At 40.3% G+C, this 15,749-nt stretch carries 8 protein-coding genes and 8 pseudogenes; 8 read left to right on the top strand and 8 right to left on the bottom strand.

Annotated elements, in window-relative coordinates; all coding sequences use genetic code 11:
- Window positions 1-195: 195 nt before the first annotated feature.
- Window positions 196-405 carry a hypothetical protein gene (locus QWY93_RS18065; protein ID WP_290249708.1) on the top strand — a complete coding sequence of 70 codons (210 nt, stop codon included), beginning with the start codon at window positions 196-198 and terminating at the stop codon, window positions 403-405.
- A gap of 136 nt (window positions 406-541) precedes the next feature.
- Window positions 542-1,432, top strand: a pseudogene (locus QWY93_RS18060) (Ppx/GppA phosphatase family protein).
- Here QWY93_RS18060 and ppk1 read toward each other — a convergent pair.
- The 5 genes and pseudogenes from ppk1 to QWY93_RS18035 all read right to left on the bottom strand — a co-directional run bounded on the left by ppk1 (window position 1,429) and on the right by QWY93_RS18035 (window position 8,818).
- Window positions 1,429-3,606 (bottom strand): annotated as a pseudogene (gene ppk1 / locus QWY93_RS18055) (polyphosphate kinase 1). The pseudogenes QWY93_RS18060 and ppk1 overlap by 4 nt on opposite strands.
- 116 nt (window positions 3,607-3,722) lie before the next feature.
- A pseudogene (gene gyrB, locus QWY93_RS18050) lies at window positions 3,723-5,680 on the bottom strand (DNA topoisomerase (ATP-hydrolyzing) subunit B).
- Between the two features lie 136 nt (window positions 5,681-5,816).
- Window positions 5,817-6,200 (bottom strand): CoA-binding protein, encoded by a 384-nt coding sequence (locus tag QWY93_RS18045; RefSeq protein ID WP_290249817.1) that lies wholly within the window; start codon window positions 6,198-6,200, stop codon window positions 5,817-5,819.
- Window positions 6,190-7,768: pseudogene (locus QWY93_RS18040) on the bottom strand (NAD(P)/FAD-dependent oxidoreductase). The gene QWY93_RS18045 and the pseudogene QWY93_RS18040 overlap by 11 nt, the downstream one beginning before the upstream one ends.
- A gap of 81 nt (window positions 7,769-7,849) precedes the next feature.
- On the bottom strand, window positions 7,850-8,818 hold the full coding sequence (locus QWY93_RS18035; RefSeq protein WP_290249714.1) for a tryptophan 2,3-dioxygenase family protein: 969 nt from the start codon (window positions 8,816-8,818) through the stop codon (window positions 7,850-7,852).
- Between the two features lie 132 nt (window positions 8,819-8,950).
- Between QWY93_RS18035 and QWY93_RS18030 the strand changes: the two are divergent.
- Window positions 8,951-10,158: pseudogene (locus QWY93_RS18030) on the top strand (acyl-CoA dehydrogenase family protein).
- Window positions 10,159-10,580: 422 nt separating this feature from the next.
- On the opposite strand, the gene QWY93_RS18025 reads toward QWY93_RS18030, so the two are convergent.
- Both QWY93_RS18025 and QWY93_RS18020 read right to left on the bottom strand, forming a co-directional pair.
- The gene (locus tag QWY93_RS18025) at window positions 10,581-11,210 is read right to left on the bottom strand and encodes a DUF1573 domain-containing protein (RefSeq protein ID WP_290249816.1); all 630 of its coding nucleotides are present in this window, start codon (window positions 11,208-11,210) and stop codon (window positions 10,581-10,583) included.
- Window positions 11,211-11,244: 34 nt separating this feature from the next.
- Window positions 11,245-11,496 carry a DUF1573 domain-containing protein gene (locus tag QWY93_RS18020; RefSeq protein WP_290249815.1) on the bottom strand — a complete coding sequence of 84 codons (252 nt, stop codon included), beginning with the start codon at window positions 11,494-11,496 and terminating at the stop codon, window positions 11,245-11,247.
- A gap of 166 nt (window positions 11,497-11,662) precedes the next feature.
- Between QWY93_RS18020 and trpS the strand changes: the two are divergent.
- Window positions 11,663-12,640 (top strand): annotated as a pseudogene (gene trpS / locus QWY93_RS18015) (tryptophan--tRNA ligase).
- A gap of 294 nt (window positions 12,641-12,934) precedes the next feature.
- Here the strand turns inward: trpS and QWY93_RS18010 are convergent.
- Window positions 12,935-13,357 carry a hypothetical protein gene (locus QWY93_RS18010; RefSeq protein ID WP_290249718.1) on the bottom strand — a complete coding sequence of 141 codons (423 nt, stop codon included), beginning with the start codon at window positions 13,355-13,357 and terminating at the stop codon, window positions 12,935-12,937.
- A 354-nt stretch (window positions 13,358-13,711) separates the two neighbouring features.
- Here QWY93_RS18010 and hppD point away from each other — a divergent pair.
- From hppD to QWY93_RS17985, 4 genes and pseudogenes are all read left to right on the top strand, one after another.
- Window positions 13,712-14,630, top strand: a pseudogene (gene hppD / locus QWY93_RS18005) (4-hydroxyphenylpyruvate dioxygenase); the annotation flags it as partial.
- 26 nt (window positions 14,631-14,656) lie between these two features.
- A complete protein-coding gene (locus tag QWY93_RS18000; RefSeq protein ID WP_353959672.1) occupies window positions 14,657-14,878 on the top strand; it encodes a hypothetical protein in 222 nt (73 codons plus the stop codon).
- 266 nt (window positions 14,879-15,144) lie between these two features.
- A pseudogene (locus QWY93_RS19795) lies at window positions 15,145-15,542 on the top strand (arginine deiminase-related protein).
- Between the two features lie 47 nt (window positions 15,543-15,589).
- Window positions 15,590-15,749, top strand: a 160-nt coding sequence (locus tag QWY93_RS17985; RefSeq protein ID WP_290249818.1) for an arginine deiminase-related protein, incomplete at its 3' end; no start/stop codon positions are given.

Genomic DNA, 15,749 nt, shown 5'->3' with positions numbered 1-15,749 from the left:
GGGGCTAAAATGGTTTTATCCTCCTTTCTCCATATTTCCTCACTTTACTCTTTATCAGTTGTAATTGGGATTCTTTTTTGCAGTATGATGCTATCCATAAATAAATACAGATTGCAAAAAGCCAGTGAAAACTAAAAAACCCCATAAATATGGTAAGTTTTTTGTAGTTTGAATTTCCAATCAATTCATTAGACCATGAAAATATTAGGAGTTGTTTTAATAGTTTTAGGGATCATCATGTTCATCATAACCGGGGTTTCTTACACTACCGAAGAAAAGATTATTGATGCAGGTCCCATTCAATTAAGTACTGAAAAAGAAAAAGACATCAACTGGCCACCTTACGCCGGTGGGATTTCAATTGCCGCAGGCATCATTGTTTTGGCCTTATCGCGCAAAAAATAAATTGATGGGGTGAAATTCCCCTCTTTTATTTTACATTTATAACCTTAAAAACCTCGTTAATCATTGGGCACAAAACATGCAAGCCCATGAAATTTTATATCGGGGAAAAGTTTAAACGTAACTAAGAAAGAGACCTTTGAAATTAGCAGCTGTAGACATTGGATCCAATGCCATTAGATTGCAAATCACTCACGTCACCCATTACAATGGCAATATCAATTTAAAAAAATTAGAATATGTAAGGTTTCCCCTGAGGCTGGGGATGGATGTCTTTCATGACAAAAGAATCAGCGACCCAAATAGGAGAAAGTTTGTTAAGCTTATGAAGGCTTTTAAGCTTTTGATTGACCTGTATGAAGTGGATGATTATATGGTTTGTGCCACTTCGGCAATGAGGGAATCTGAAAATGGCCGGGATATCGCTGAGGAAGTCAAACAGGACATAGGCCTTAAAATTCAAATCATTGACGGGAACAAGGAGGGCCGACCTGATCAATATTGCCCTATGGAATTATATTGATAACAAATCTTATCTCCATGTGGATGTAGGTGGGTGGTAGCACCGAGCTAAACATTTACACCAACCAGAAAAAAATTGCCAGCAAATCATTTAAAATAGGGTCAGTTCGAACCTTGGATGAGGATGTTTCTCCTAAAGTATGGAAAAGCATGAGGGATTTTATTCATGAAAACATTGACCTGAACACAAAATCACCTGCATTGGCACAGGGGGAAATATCAACAAGGTTTTTGAACTTACCAAACCCGGAAAAACAAACGCTACTTAGACATTGCCAAAATCCAGGAAATAAAATCCTATCTGGAAGGTTTTAGCTATGAGGAAAGGGTCAATGTACTCAACCTCAATCCCGACCGGGCAGATGTCATCATCCCTGCTTCGAATATTTACCTGGCAGCTATGGAAGCTGCCAAAGCCAGTAAAATGATCGTCCCGGATGTGGGCTTAAAAGATGGGGTAATGAATGTTTTATTTGAAAGAAATCAAGTAAAAAAGCCCATTATTTAATGGGCTTTTTTGGTTTCTTCTGTCTCCTCGGCTTCCTCAATAGATTTCACCTCAGATTCAATTAACTGAACCTTATCTATTATTTCCTGGGTCACATGAAAAAACTCATGGTGAATATTAAATTCCTCCTCCCTTCTTTTGGTTCTTTGGCCACATAAGTCCCATCCTCTAACATCCTGTAGGAATTGATATTATCTTTTAGATTGTAAGCAAGGATATTCATCAGTTGCTTTTCAAGGTTTTCATCCTGGACCCTAAACAAGGATTCCAAACGCTTTTCAAAGCTCCTTACCATCATATCCGCACTTCCGACATAAGTCCTGGTGTCTCCATTATTATGAAAATGGTATATCCTGGAATGTTCCAGAAAATCCCCGACGATAGAATACACTTCAATATTATCACTCAGGCCCTTCCTTCCAGGACGAAGACAGCAAATCCCACGGACAATTAACTTAATGGGAACTCCCGATTGGGAAGCCCGGTATAAGGCATAAATGATCTCACTGTCCTCTAAACTGTTTACCTTGATAAAAATACCACAAGGCAAGCCCTTTCTAGCATGTTCAGCTTCATCTTCTATAAATTTGATTAACTGACTCCGCATTCCCATAGGAGCCGTAATCAGATTTTTGTAAGTAGAAGGCATGGAATGGCCGGTGATTACATTAAAGAATTCTGACACGTCATTGGCCAGGACTTCATTTGTGGTCAATAGCCCCAAATCCGTATAAAGCCTTGACGTATCCTCATTATAATTTCCGGAACCAAGGTGGACATAACGGGTTACTTTGTTTTCATCTTTCCTGACAACCAGAAGCAATTTAGTATGGGTTTTGAAATTACTGACCCCGTAAATCACAAAACACCCCGCCTTTTGGAGTTTTTTAGCCTCCTGAATATTATTTTCCTCATCGAATCTTGCCTTTACCTCGAAAAGAACAGAAACGTGTTTTCCATTTTCCACTGCTTTTAGCAAAGCATGGGTAACACTGGAATGTTTGGCAAGACGGTAAATGGTCATTTTAATAGCCATCACATTAGGATCCTCAGCTGCCTTTTCCAGCAAATTCAAGATGGGGCTTATACTGTTGTAAGGATGGTGAAGTAATACATCCTTTTGTTTTAACACTTGGAAAATATCCTGGGACCCCGCCTCCGGATAGGATACCGGAGGAACCGGATAAGGCATTTGGGGAATTTTATCCTTGAACCGTTTATGCCCAATAATCTGCCAAAAGCTGGTAAAATCAAGCATACTCCTCCGGTCCACCATAAAGATCCCGTCATCCATGATGTTCCAACGATCTTTCAGAAGATTGATCATCCAGCGGCTATAGCCTTCCTCAATTTCAATCCGAACCACCCGGCCGGTTTTCCGCTCATTTAATTTTCTTTTTACTCCTCCAAAAAATTGGAATCCATATCCTCACTTTCCTCCAAGGTAAAATCCCCGTTTCGGGTTATCCTAAAAAGGTTAATGGACTCTATAATGACATTTCTAAATAGAGAAACGATGTGCTCTCTTATGACTTCCTCAATAGGAACAAAAATCACCGAATCTCCTCTTTCAATCTCAAAGAACCGGGGGATATTAGAAGGGATTTGAACAAAAGAAAGCTTTCTATTGTCCTTTTTATCCCCTGGATTGATCGTCACTACTCCAAAAATAAGGAGCTTGTTCATCAAGATGGGAAAGGTATGGTAGCCATCAAAAACCATGGGAGTGAGCATGGGGTATACTGCTTTATGGAAATATTCCTTTATGTACTCCTGCTCCTCTATTTTCAGGTTTTTGACATTGCTTAGGATAAACCCTTCGGCTTTGGTTTTAGGTAGAATTTCTCCCATAAAATGGGAGTGCTGCTTTTTATGAAATTCTTGGGAATCCTCCATCAACTTGGCCTTGAAAGGTTCTTCCCTTAACCCAGAGTAATCTATTCTTTCTTTATCATAATCAAGGTAATTATACAAAGACCCTACCCGGATCATAAAAATTCATCTAGGTTAGAGGCAGTGATGGCCATAAATTTGAGTTTTTCGAAAATCGATCTACTCTCTTTTTTAGACTGATCCAGTACCCGGTCATTAAATTTTAACCAACTCAAATCCCGACTTATCAGGTCACTGCTATCTATTTTGCCTTCAAATCTATTTTTTTGAATTAATTCCATTTCCTTAAACACCTTTCTGTACGGTTTTTAAATAATAAAAAATGTTCCAAAATTACCGGAAAGTAAAACGAAAAAGGGGCTAATCGCCCCTTGAGTTTCTTATACGTCCTTGACCATCAAGTGTCGATTTTTGCGTATTTGGCATTCTTCTCTATAAAATCCCTCCTTGGGGCCACTTCATCACCCATCAACATACTAAACAGGTGGTCGGCCTCTGCAGCAGAATCTATTGTAACTTGTTTCAATGCCCTTGAATTAGGATCCATTGTCGTGGTCCACAATTGTTCCGGGTTCATTTCCCCAAGCCCTTTGTAGCGCTGAATGCCCACACTGTCAACTTTTCCATCTTTGGCCATCTCTTTGGTCAAAGCTACCCTTTCGTCCTCCGTCCAGCAGTACCTTTCGTCCTTTCCTTTTCTTAGTAAATACAATGGAGGAAGGGCAATGTACACATAACCATTTTCAATTAAGGACCTCATGTACCGGAAGAACAAGGTCAATATCAGTGTTCGAATATGGGAACCATCAATATCAGCATCGGTCATGATAATGATCTTATGGTACCTAAGATTTGTTTGGTCCAGCTCCTTTTCATCCTCAGCTGTACCAAACTTAACACCTAGTGCGGTAAGAATGTTCTTTATCTCATCATTATCATAAATTTTATGCTCATGGGCTTTTTCCACATTAAGGATTTTTCCTTTTAATGGCAATATGGCTTGGAAATCCCTATCCCTGCCTTGTTTGGCGGAACCACCTGCTGAGTCCCCTTCCACCAAGTACAGTTCACAAATTTTGGGGTCCGTATTGGCACAGTCAGCCAGCTTTCCTGGAAGCCCTCCCCCACCAAGGACATTTTTTCGTTGAACCATTTCACGGGCTTTACGCGCAGCATGTCTTGCCTGTGCAGCCAAAACTACTTTGCCTACAATCACCTTGGCCTCCTTGGGATGCTCTTCCAACCAGTATTGCAATACTTCAGAAACTGAGCTATCCACGGCGCTTACAACCTCGGAATTTCCCAGTTTCGTTTTAGTCTGGCCTTCAAACTGTGGCTCGGCAACCTTCACGGAAATAACTGCGGTCAGACCTTCCCGGAAATCATCACCCGAAACCTCCACTTTCAGTTTATCCAGCATCCCGGATTTATCCGCGTACCCTTTCAAAGTCCTGGTCAAAGCCCTTCTGAAACCTGAGACATGGGTTCCGCCTTCATAAGTATTAATGGTGTTCACATAGGAAACAACATTTTCTGAAAATGAGGAATTATAGCTCATAGCCACTTGAACCGGAACTCCATTTTTCTCCCTTCAATATAAATGGGGGCTTCAATTATTTTTTCCCTGGTTTCATCCAGATATTCCACAAATTCAACCAAACCACCTTCTGAGAAAAATTCATCTGATTTGGGATTTCCATCCTCATCCAAGTCCCTAAGGTCTTGGAGAAAAATCCTAATACCAGCATTCAAAAAGGCCATTTCCCTCAACCGGGTTGCAATGGTTTCATATTTGTAATCAATTACTGAAAAAATCTCTTCATCCGGTCTAAAATGGATGGTGGTACCTCGATCTTCAGTAGTCCCGACTTCCTTCACATCGGTTTGCGGTACCCCTCTGGAGTACTCCTGTTCAAAAATTTTCCCATTACGATGCACTGTGGCTTTAAGATGCGCAGAAAGGGCATTTACACAGGAAACCCCCACACCATGGAGCCCTCCAGAAACCTTATAAGTGTCCTTATCAAATTTCCCCCCCGCATGAAGGACGGTCATTACCACCTCCAAAGCTGATTTGTTTTCCTTTTTGTGAATATCGGTAGGAATCCCACGGCCATTATCCTGAACCAAAATGGAATTATCCTCTAATATTGTTACACGGATCGTGTCACAATGTCCCGCCAATGCTTCATCTATAGAGTTATCCACCACTTCCCAAATCAGGTGGTGGAGCCCTTTAATACCTATATCGCCAATGTACATGGCGGGTCTTTTCCTTACTGCTTCTAATCCTTCTAATATTTGAATATTCCCTGCAGAATATTCCCCCTTTTTCAACTCTTGTTCTTTACTCATAATTGGATTTATAAACGAATAAAGAGGATAAAATCCTCTACCTTCAATTGCACTTTCAACCTCTAATAATACGACATTTTTGACATAAAACCGCTAAAAATCCTCAAAAATTGACCTTTCTAAGATGCCTTTTTCCTTAAAATTGATCTGTGCTTAACATGACCATGGTACAGGCATTTTTCACCTCTATATTTTCTTTTCTTGCCTTTTCGGCAAAAGCTTGGTTTTCTGCTCCAGGATTAAAAAATAACCGTTTGGGCTTCAGAGAAATCAGGTAATCCTCCCATTCTTTTTGATGTTCAGGGTTGATATATAGTGTGACGGTATGTACATTCGAGATCTCTGGCTTTTCCCTGAGGTTTTTAATTTTTTTCCCAAAGACTTCCCCTTTATTTATTCCAATGGGAACAAATGGGACTTTATGCTCTTGGAGCATTTCAGTGGCAGAATAAGCATAGCGGGAAGTATTCTGACTTACTCCTACTATTAGGGTCTTTTTTTTGGTCAAATCATTTTCCATATTTTTCCATTATTTTTTCAGCACAACGCTCCCCATCCATGGCCGCAGAAACAATGCCACCTGCATAACCGGCCCCTTCACCACATGGATACAATCTTTTGATTTGGGGGTGTTCAAAAGAATCCTTTTCTCTTGGGATTCTGACCGGGGAACTGGTTCTGCTTTCCACACCAATTATTTGCGCTTCATTGCAAAGATAACCCTTCATTTTTTTTCCAAATGCAATAAATGCATCCCTTAGCCTAACGGCAATAAATGGGGGTAATACTTCATTCATATTGGAAGTTTGTAACCCGGGTTGGTAAGAGGTTTCCAGCAAATTTTGACTTTCTTTATTCTCAACAAAATCCAACAAACGCTGTGCAGGTGCAACTTGTGTTTTCCCTCCTGCTTTCCAGGCGGTTTTTTTCCACTTTTGCTTGAAATTCCATAGCAGCCAATGGCCCAAATTGGGCAAATTCCGGGATATCTTCAAGTTCAACAGCAGCCACCAACCCTGAGTTGGCAAACTTTCCATCCCTCCTGCTGGGACTCATCCCATTGACAACCAATTCTCCTGGGGAAGTAGCTGCAGGAACAATAAAACCACCCGGACACATGCAAAAAGAAAACACCCCTCTTTGCTTTCCTTCAAAATAGGTTTGCTGTACCAGAGAATAAGAAGAAGCAGGCAAATAAGGTCCTCGGTCCCCTGCACAATGATATTGAATACTGTCAATCAGGGATTGATTATGTTCCACCCGCACTCCTAAGGCAAATGGTTTGGCTTCTAACAGTATTTTCTTTTGGTAAAGCAAATGGTAAATATCCCTTGCAGAATGGCCTGTTGCCAGTATTACTCCCAATCCCTTAATAGTTTCACCTTCCTGCGTCTTCACGCCAATTACTTCATTACCATTTAATATAATGTTATCTACACGGGTATCAAAATGGATCTCTCCCCCTGCATCCAGCACCTGTTGCCTCAAAGCTTTCACCAACCCTGGTAATTTGTTGGTACCGATATGGGGATGGGCATCTACCAAAATTTGCTCAGTTGCACCAAATTTCCACCATGATTTCCAGTACCCTTCTGATATCCCCTCTTTTTTTTGAGCGAGTATAAAGTTTTCCATCCGAATAAGTTCCGGCGCCCCCTCCCCAAAACAATAATTGGATTCTGGATTGACCAAATGTTCTTTATTGATGGCGGCTAAATCCCTTCTTCGGCTCCTAACATCCTTCCCCCTCTCCAGGATGATGGGTTTTCCTCCCAACTCAATAACCCGCAAAGCAGCAAAAAGCCCGGCAGGCCCGGAGCCGACAATGATGACGGACGAGGCATTTTCTATATTTTTATACCGGTATTCCCCTATTACCCTGCTACTGGGTTCTTCATTGATAAAAGTTTCTACGGAAACATTGACTTTTACCTGACGTCCCCTGGCATCGATGGATCTTTTTGTTTGGCGAATTTGAATATTATCCTGCCCTTTATGGAGACCTAGTTCACTGAGGACCTTTTTCTCAAAAACCTTTTCATCAAAGGCTTCTCTGGGGCTGAGCCGAAATTGGATTTCTTTTTTCATCAGGTAAGGTATTTATCCTTAAAATTGAACAATGTTATTCTTTCAGGAAAAGAAGTCACTTCATCTCGGATATAGCTAATTTTATTCTTCCTTGCCAAAAACTTCCCGTACAACCCAGCCTTTACCCCATTCCTCTATCTCCTGGTCAGACCAAAGTTCAGGATAAAAAATCACCTTTTGAAAACGGGGGGGCAAATATTTTTGCCAGTTGGTACCTCCTGTGGCAGCGATATCCCCAGGGTCCCGCTGCAGGTACCTTACGGCTGATTTATAATGTGCCAAGGGCCAAAAAATATTGGCCTTCATATCATAGGTCCGCATCATCCCCGTCAGCTTTTCATCCTTGTCCGGACATTTTAGATAGGTTTTCCAGATATTCTTTTTCCTATAAGCCATGATCAGCTCTTTGAGCTTTTTGCCATATTTCTGCTCAAAAGTTTTCAGAGTAAGGGTCTTTTCCCCGGTAGCGAGTTCTTTGGCCCCGAATTGCCAATATAAAATATCAAACAAACTGTCCACACTGGTCAAGTTGATATCCCGGTATTCTTCCCTTTCCTTTAAATTGACCAAATGCTGGATTTCTGTGGACATGATCTCAATCATCCGGTATTGTGCACTCTGAAAGCCACTGGAAGGCAAAAGGGACATGCGGAATTTTAAAAATTGGTCTTTTTCCATCCCCTTCCACATTACCGAAAAAGAGGAAATCAACTGATCAAAATACATGATCACCCGATCCAATCTTTCTTTCATAAAAGCAGCCTTAATTTCTTCCTGTCCAGCAATCTGTTCCAGTTCCCAAATGATCAGCTTAAAATAAAGTTCTGTGATCTGGTGATAAATGATAAAGATTTTTTCGTCCTTGAAGGAAGTTTTAGGCTGCTGAAGGGTCAATAAGGTATCAAGGTTAATATAATCCCAATAGGTCAGGTAATCAGCATATAATAAACCTTCCAGATAGGAAGACAAATCCTGTCCAGAAGCTTTGAATTTTTCGTGAAGCTGGTGAATCTTTTCAATGATCTCTTTAGGAGGCTGCTCCCTATTCATGGATGATTTTTTTACGCTTTTGTTATGGCTTTTTATCAAACTTCTTACTTTATTGATATAAGCTAGAAGTTAACAAATTCATAAGATAGAAAGTGCAAAAATCTATTTAAAAACCCAATAAACCAAAATTCCATGGCGGCAATTCAATCCAAACAATCTTCTTCACACCAGGACCTTTTTGAAGGAGTAGACTTTTACCTGGTCGATGAACTTTTTACTGAAGAGCAAATATTAATCCGGAATTCCATTAGGGATTTTGTTAAAAAAGAGGTTTCCCCTTATATCGAATCCTGGGCACAGGATGCTCATTTTCCTCCAGAAATTGTCCCAAAGTTTGGAGAAGTAGGCGCTTTCGGACCGCAAATCCCAACAGCATATGGGGGAGGTGGATTGGATTACATATCTTATGGCCTGATCATGCAGGAAATCGAACGGGGTGATTCCGGAATGCGGTCCACTGCTTCTGTCCAGGGATCTTTGGTGATGTATCCCATTTATAAAATGGGTTCAGAAGCCCAAAAAAAGAAATATTTACCCCCATTAGCTGCCGGAAAAATGCTGGGCTGCTTTGGCCTGACCGAACCCGACCATGGCTCCAACCCTGCTGGAATGAAAACCCATTTCAAAGACATGGGAGATCATTATCTGCTCAATGGCTCCAAAATGTGGATTTCAAATGCTCCCCATGCGGACATTGCAGTAATATGGGCAAAAAATGAAGAAGGAAGGGTCCACGGACTGATCGTGGAAAGAGGCATGGAGGGATTTTCCACTCCCGAAACCCATGGAAAATGGTCTTTGAGAGCTTCTTCTACTGGTGAATTGGTATTCGACAATGTAAAAGTGCCAAAAGAAAATTTATTACCTGGAAAATCCGGCCTGGGAGCCCCGTTGATGTGCCTGGATTCAGCCCGATATGGAATTGCCTGGGGCAGTTGGGTGCGGCCATGGATTGTTTTGATGCCGCCAGACGGTATGCTAAAGAACGGATTCAATTCGGCAAACCCATTGGATCTTTTCAATTAGTCCAAAAGAAATTAGCAGAAATGCTTACAGAAATTACCAAAGCCCAATTATTGGTTTGGAGATTGGGCAAGTTGATGAATGAAGATAAAGCCACAAGCACCCAGATTTCCCTGGCCAAAAGAAATAATGTAGCCATGGCATTGGACATCGCACGGGAAGCCCGCCAAATCCATGGAGCAATGGGCATTACAGGAGATTACTCCCTGATGCGCCACATGATGAACCTTGAATCAGTCATCACCTACGAAGGAACTCATGATATTCACCTGTTGATTTTAGGGCAGGAGATTACGGGAATACAGGCATTTAAGTAATTTTTCTGGCACGAATTTTCTCAACGATTTCGTAGAAGGATAGCAGTTTAAAGATTCTAAATTTGGTCTCCAATGGTACCAGGTACAAAGTACGATGTACACAAGGACCGGTAAATAAGGTAATTGTAGTATTTGGTATATGGGAAACTTATTTTTATTCCAATCCTTTAAATCATCGATTTATTTTTTTCATGAATTTTTTGAATGGAACTGGTGATTGACTTGGTGAAGATATTATGATCAGGTCATAGGCAATTTATACCCGGCAATGCATGATTAATCTGAACCCTAACATTCTAATCTTAAAACATTAATAACTTTCCAACCTTAAACCACCTAGTCGATCCTGCTTTTGATCACGATAGTCCTTGTCGGGTTTAAGGGATCATTACTGAAAATTGCCACTGTCTTATGGTCAATTCCTAACTTCCCTTAGGATCAAATGTTATCAGCAAATCCATATCCTCCCCAGGCAATAGGTCCATTGTCTTCAGTTCATAATCAACACAATCACAGTTGGTCACTATTTTTCGGATATTGACTGGTTTTTCACCAATATTGGTCAGTTTTATGGACTTTGACACTACCCTATTGCTGGAAATTTTTCCCAGATCCACTTCCACTTCAGAAATCGCCAGTTTGGGAATATTATCCACTTCACTTTTAGGCACCGGATCAAAGTATTCATGAACGGTAGTCAAAAGCCGTAGCTCGATTTCCTGATCACCATTAGCCTCAATGTGGAATGGAACAATTTCATCAAAAAAGCCCAAATCATTTTTAATTGCTCCATCATATTGTATGGCCAGCAAGCCCCTGGATTTTGCAGGCACAATCGCTGGAATCATATTAATTTTTAAATGCTCAGGCAAGTGGTTTCTTTGCTCATCGAGGGTGATGGGCATATCTTTAAAGTTATAAAAATCCACATATTTGATTTTAGGCTTATTGGTAAACACCTCTCCCATATTGATAGAGCTAAAACGGAAACCAAGATCTCCTACCCGGGAATTGTAATATTGGGCAACCTTTTTCAGGATGAGGAATTTCATATCCTTCCAGGTAAAGGGTGTCTCCTTTTTGGGTTCAGGTTATTCCGGACAATGATTTCCTTTTTGAACCTTCCACCCGTGCCTGAGGATCATAGGCAATTTTTACCCGGCCAATTTTGTCCTGATACAAAGTATCGGTTGTATAGTCAGCAGTGGTGCAACCACAATCTGTCGCAACTTCCTTGAGAACCACTGGTTTTAGGCCGTTATTCAAAACATAAAATTCTGCGGTTACCTCTCCGTATTCCTCAAGGACCGACCCCAATTCAATTTGGGACCTTTCCAAATCAAAGGATACTTCTCAAGTCCCTGACCTTTAACGGAAAAGCCAAATAATAACATTGATACAAAAACGAAGGATACAAGGCAAATCTGTTTCATATGCACAAATAACGGGAAAATTAAGGCGATTTGTGTGTATATTTATTTAATTTGCGTCAAAAATTTAACTGATGGCAAGAGTACTTACTGGCATTCAAAGTTCTGGAAGGCCTCATTTGGGAAATATCCTTGGGGCCATTATTCCTGCAGTTGAACTGACCAAAAGGAGAAAAACGAATCCTACATTTTTATAGCAGATTTCCATTCTCTCACCACCATCAAAGATGGGGCTCAAAGGAAACAAAACGTCCATGCAGTAGCAGCTGCCTGGCTGGCTTTTGGGCTGGACATTTCCAAAACAGTCTTTTACAGGCAATCCCGTATTCCCGAAATTGCAGAGTTGACCTGGTACCTCAGTTGCTTCACTCCCTATCCCATGCTGGCCAATGCCCATAGCTTTAAGGACAAATCGGATAGACTTGCTGATGTCAATGCAGGCTTATTTACTTATCCAGTATTGATGGCTGCTGATATTCTGATATTTGGTGCGGACCTGGTCCCTGTGGGTAAAGATCAGCAACAACATTTGGAAAATGACCCGGGACATTGCCAATACCATTAATCACTTGATGGAAGAGGAAATTTTTGTCCTGCCCGAGGCCCAAATTAAGCAGGAACTGATGACCATTCCAGGTACTGATGGTCAAAAAATGAGCAAATCCTACAATAACTATATCGACATTTTTTTTACCGGCCAAACAACTGAAGAAAAATGTGTACAGCATTGTTACCGATAGCACTCCTTTGGAGGACCCTAAAGACCCAGACACTTGCAATGTATTTAAAATCTTCAGCTTAATTTCCAATCCGGACCAAACCGAGGAATTGAGGCAAAAATATCAGGGAGGAAACTTTGGATATGGTCATGCCAAGAAGGAATTGCTGACCTGATATTGAAAAAATTTGCAGAAGAACGAAAAATCTTCGATTACTATATGAATAACCTGGATGAACTGGAAAGTAAGTTGGAACAGGGGGAAGCAAAAGCCAGGGAACAGCCCCAAAATATGCTGGCTAAAGTAAGGGAAAGTTGGGGTATTAATTATTAATTGTTGGGTGGGTCCGTTACTTTGTCCTTAATAAATCTAGGGCCTATTTGGAATAACTCAAATATTTTTACGGGTCCCCAGTTAATGGTTAATTGGTTAACCATTTAACTGAATCCCCATCTGCAAGTTTTAATTACAATCAAAAAAATCGAAATCAAGGTTTGGAAGCAGATAACTCAAGAATCAATTAATTCAATAATAAAATCGTAGTTCCTACTTTTCTAAGAATAAGAATATGATTGAGGCACAAAAAAACCGGAAACTTTTAGGCTTCCGGTTTTTTCTATTTTGCCTTTATCTGGACCTCCAAAGATCCTTCAAAGAAACACCATTGATCTGCATCACAAATCGAGTTGGATTGGGAATCAGAACGATTCTTACATCCTGGCCATCAAATTGTTCGGATTCGATAGGCACCCCTTCTTTTCCTTTTACTTCATAAGAAATAATTCCATGGGCATCAGGTTGCATGGGGGTGTATTTATTGGCCAAATAAGCCGAAGGGAGCAATATATCTGTATCTGAATCTAGCTTATCGTATATTTTTTCTAATTCTCCTTCCAATTGATCGCCAAACTCTTCATTGAAATCATCTTCCAAATCATGCACTTCCTCCTCAATATCATCATATTCAGGGTCAGCATAAGTCTTTTTGCTTAACTCAATCCTCTTCTCTACAATAGCGGTTAGGTCTGTGTCTAACTTATTCAAATCCATATATCAACTTTGATTTTGTAATTTTTATATGAAGGTAGATAATACCCAAAAAGTTTCCAAAAAAGGCTTAAGACTTCTTTAAACAATTTAACGGATCATCTGAACGGTTTTGTTTGGCAATGTGGATCAATTTTGCTTTACTTGCTTGGCCTCAATAATTTTCTTTTTATCAATTCTTTATTATTAATAAGGATAAAGCATTTCCCCATCATTGATAGTTATTCCTTTATCAAGCGAATCCAGCCTCAATCAATAAAAAATCCAGGAATTCAAAAAACAATCTCATTAGCCGGATTAATTTTTTATATTTATTTTAACTATAAGCTTATTCATTAAACCCAAATAAACACCAAGATGGAACATGACTTTCTCCCCATAATAGGCACTGACCATATCGAACTTTATGTAGGCAATGCTAAGCAGTCTGCACTTTATTACCAATATGCATTTGGTTACCGGCTGGTAGCCTATGCAGGTCCAGAAACGGGCATCCGTGACAGGGCTTCCTATGTTTTGGAACAAGGAAAAATAAGGTTGGTGCTTACCAGCCCTCTTTTTGATGTCCACCCTATTTCCACCCACATAAAAAAACACGGTGATGGAGTCAAAGTCATTGCCTTGGAGGTGAGTGATGCGGAAAAATCCTGGGAAGAAACCACTTCCCGCGGGGCTTCTTCCTACCAGGAACCCCGAACACTCGAGGACGAATTCGGAACAGTGACCATTTCTTCTATTCATACATATGGAGAAGTCATTCACACCTTTGTGGACAGAAAAAACTATAATGGCCCCTTTCTCCCTCAATTCATGGAAAGAAAAAGCCAATATTCCAGCCACCGGTTGGGTTTAAATTTATTGATCACTGTGTAGGAAATGTGGGGTGGGGTGAAATGAACAAATGGGTGAATTTTTATGAAAAAGTAATGGGATTCAGCTTGTTGGTCACCTTTGATGACAAAGACATTTCCACTGAATATTCAGCCTTAATGTCCAAGGTGGTAGCCAATGGCAATGGGTATATTAAGTTTCCAATCAATGAGCCTGCCAAAGGAAAGAAAAAATCCCAGATTGAAGAATATTTAGACTATTACAACAGCCCTGGGGTACAGCATATTGCGATTGCTACTGATGATATCATCTTTACAGTTGAAGAATTAAGAAAAAGAGGGGTGGAATTTTTAGAAGTCCCTCCCACTTATTATGATGACTTGCATAACAGGTTGGGGAAATCGATGAAAATATTAAATCGCTACAGAACCTTAATATACTGGTGACTCCGAAATAGTTCTTGAAAAAGTAATGAAACTCCCTGTTACCATGTCTGTAGGAGGAGATATTTCTGTTGATGGAAGCAAAATTTTAATCAAGAATTACTGGGCGGTGTACTATTGGGAAAGAAAGCCGGGAGAAAGTATTCCTGAAGGCACTTTCAAGAATTCCTGTTCAATTGCCCTATTCCCCGGAGCCCCAGGGAGAGGCCATTTCATTTTCCGGAGATGGCCTAAGCTATTTTACCTTTAAGTGAAAAACGGTATGGAGTCGAACCAGTGCTTTATCGATATTATAAAAAGAGTAATGAGACAAGAAAAATTGGCTTTCCTCTAAAGGGTTGACCGTTTTGGTAAAAAAATGGTTGATGGGCATCACCTAGAGGTGGAATATTTAATAAGGAATTCCTCAGTTCAACCCATAAATTATTGAAGGTTGACTGATTAGTTTTCTCAATCCATAATACTCAATACCAAATACCCTATTACAAAATACTTCCCATTTTTTCCACTTCACCCTTGTATTTTCCTAAATTGGGGCAAACTAATTTCCAGGGTTATGGAATCCCTTCAGACCACCTCATCAGTGTTTATGGTCAGGCACCAGCTGCATTTGGTTACAATGTAGAGACGGCAAGGGATAATTTGTATCAAATTAGGGATGACCGCCCTTCCTCTCTCATACAGAAATTGGCTTTGAATGAATTTAACCAATTTGTTCAGCTCCTAAGGGCAAAGGAATCCAGGTAATAGTGGTCGAAGATACTCCCAAGCCGGTTAAACCTGATGCCGTTTTTCCTAATAATTGGTTCAGTACCCATGCAGATGGGAGATTGATCTTATATCCCTTTGTTCTCCATAAGAAGAAAAGAAAGGAGAAAATATTTGGTTTCAACTTTGTACGATCAGGGGTTTAAGGTGGAAGAGATTGTTGATCTTACTTTTTTGAAGAGGACAAAAGTTTTTGGAAAGTACTGGAAGTTTAGTGATGGACCGGGGCCGAAAACATGTATATGCCTGTCTTTCCCAAAGGACCCATCCGGTCCCTTTGGCTTATTTTTGCAGGCTTATGGGCTTTGAAGAAACCTGTTTTACCGCAACTTATCAAAAGGATGGAAACGCTA

Origin of the sequence: Echinicola jeungdonensis (assembly GCF_030409905.1) — a bacterium.
GTDB classification, from domain to species: Bacteria; Bacteroidota; Bacteroidia; order Cytophagales; family Cyclobacteriaceae; genus Echinicola; species Echinicola jeungdonensis.
The sequence above is the reverse complement of the archived record's forward strand: the minus strand, read 5'-3'. Positions and strand labels throughout refer to the sequence as shown.

Excerpts from the sequence above, each read along its gene's own strand:
- QWY93_RS18035 (WP_290249714.1), bottom strand. The coding sequence starts at position 8,818 with ATGAATAGGGAGCAGCCTCCTAAAGAGATCATTGAAAAGATTCACCAG.
- QWY93_RS18000 (WP_353959672.1), top strand. The coding sequence starts at position 14,657 with ATGAAACTCCCTGTTACCATGTCTGTAGGAGGAGATATTTCTGTTGAT.
- QWY93_RS18045 (WP_290249817.1), bottom strand. The coding sequence starts at position 6,200 with ATGGAAAATGATTTGACCAAAAAAAAGACCCTAATAGTAGGAGTAAGT.
- QWY93_RS18010 (WP_290249718.1), bottom strand. The coding sequence starts at position 13,357 with ATGGATTTGAATAAGTTAGACACAGACCTAACCGCTATTGTAGAGAAG.
- QWY93_RS18025 (WP_290249816.1), bottom strand. The coding sequence starts at position 11,210 with ATGAAATTCCTCATCCTGAAAAAGGTTGCCCAATATTACAATTCCCGG.
- QWY93_RS18065 (WP_290249708.1), top strand. The coding sequence starts at position 196 with ATGAAAATATTAGGAGTTGTTTTAATAGTTTTAGGGATCATCATGTTC.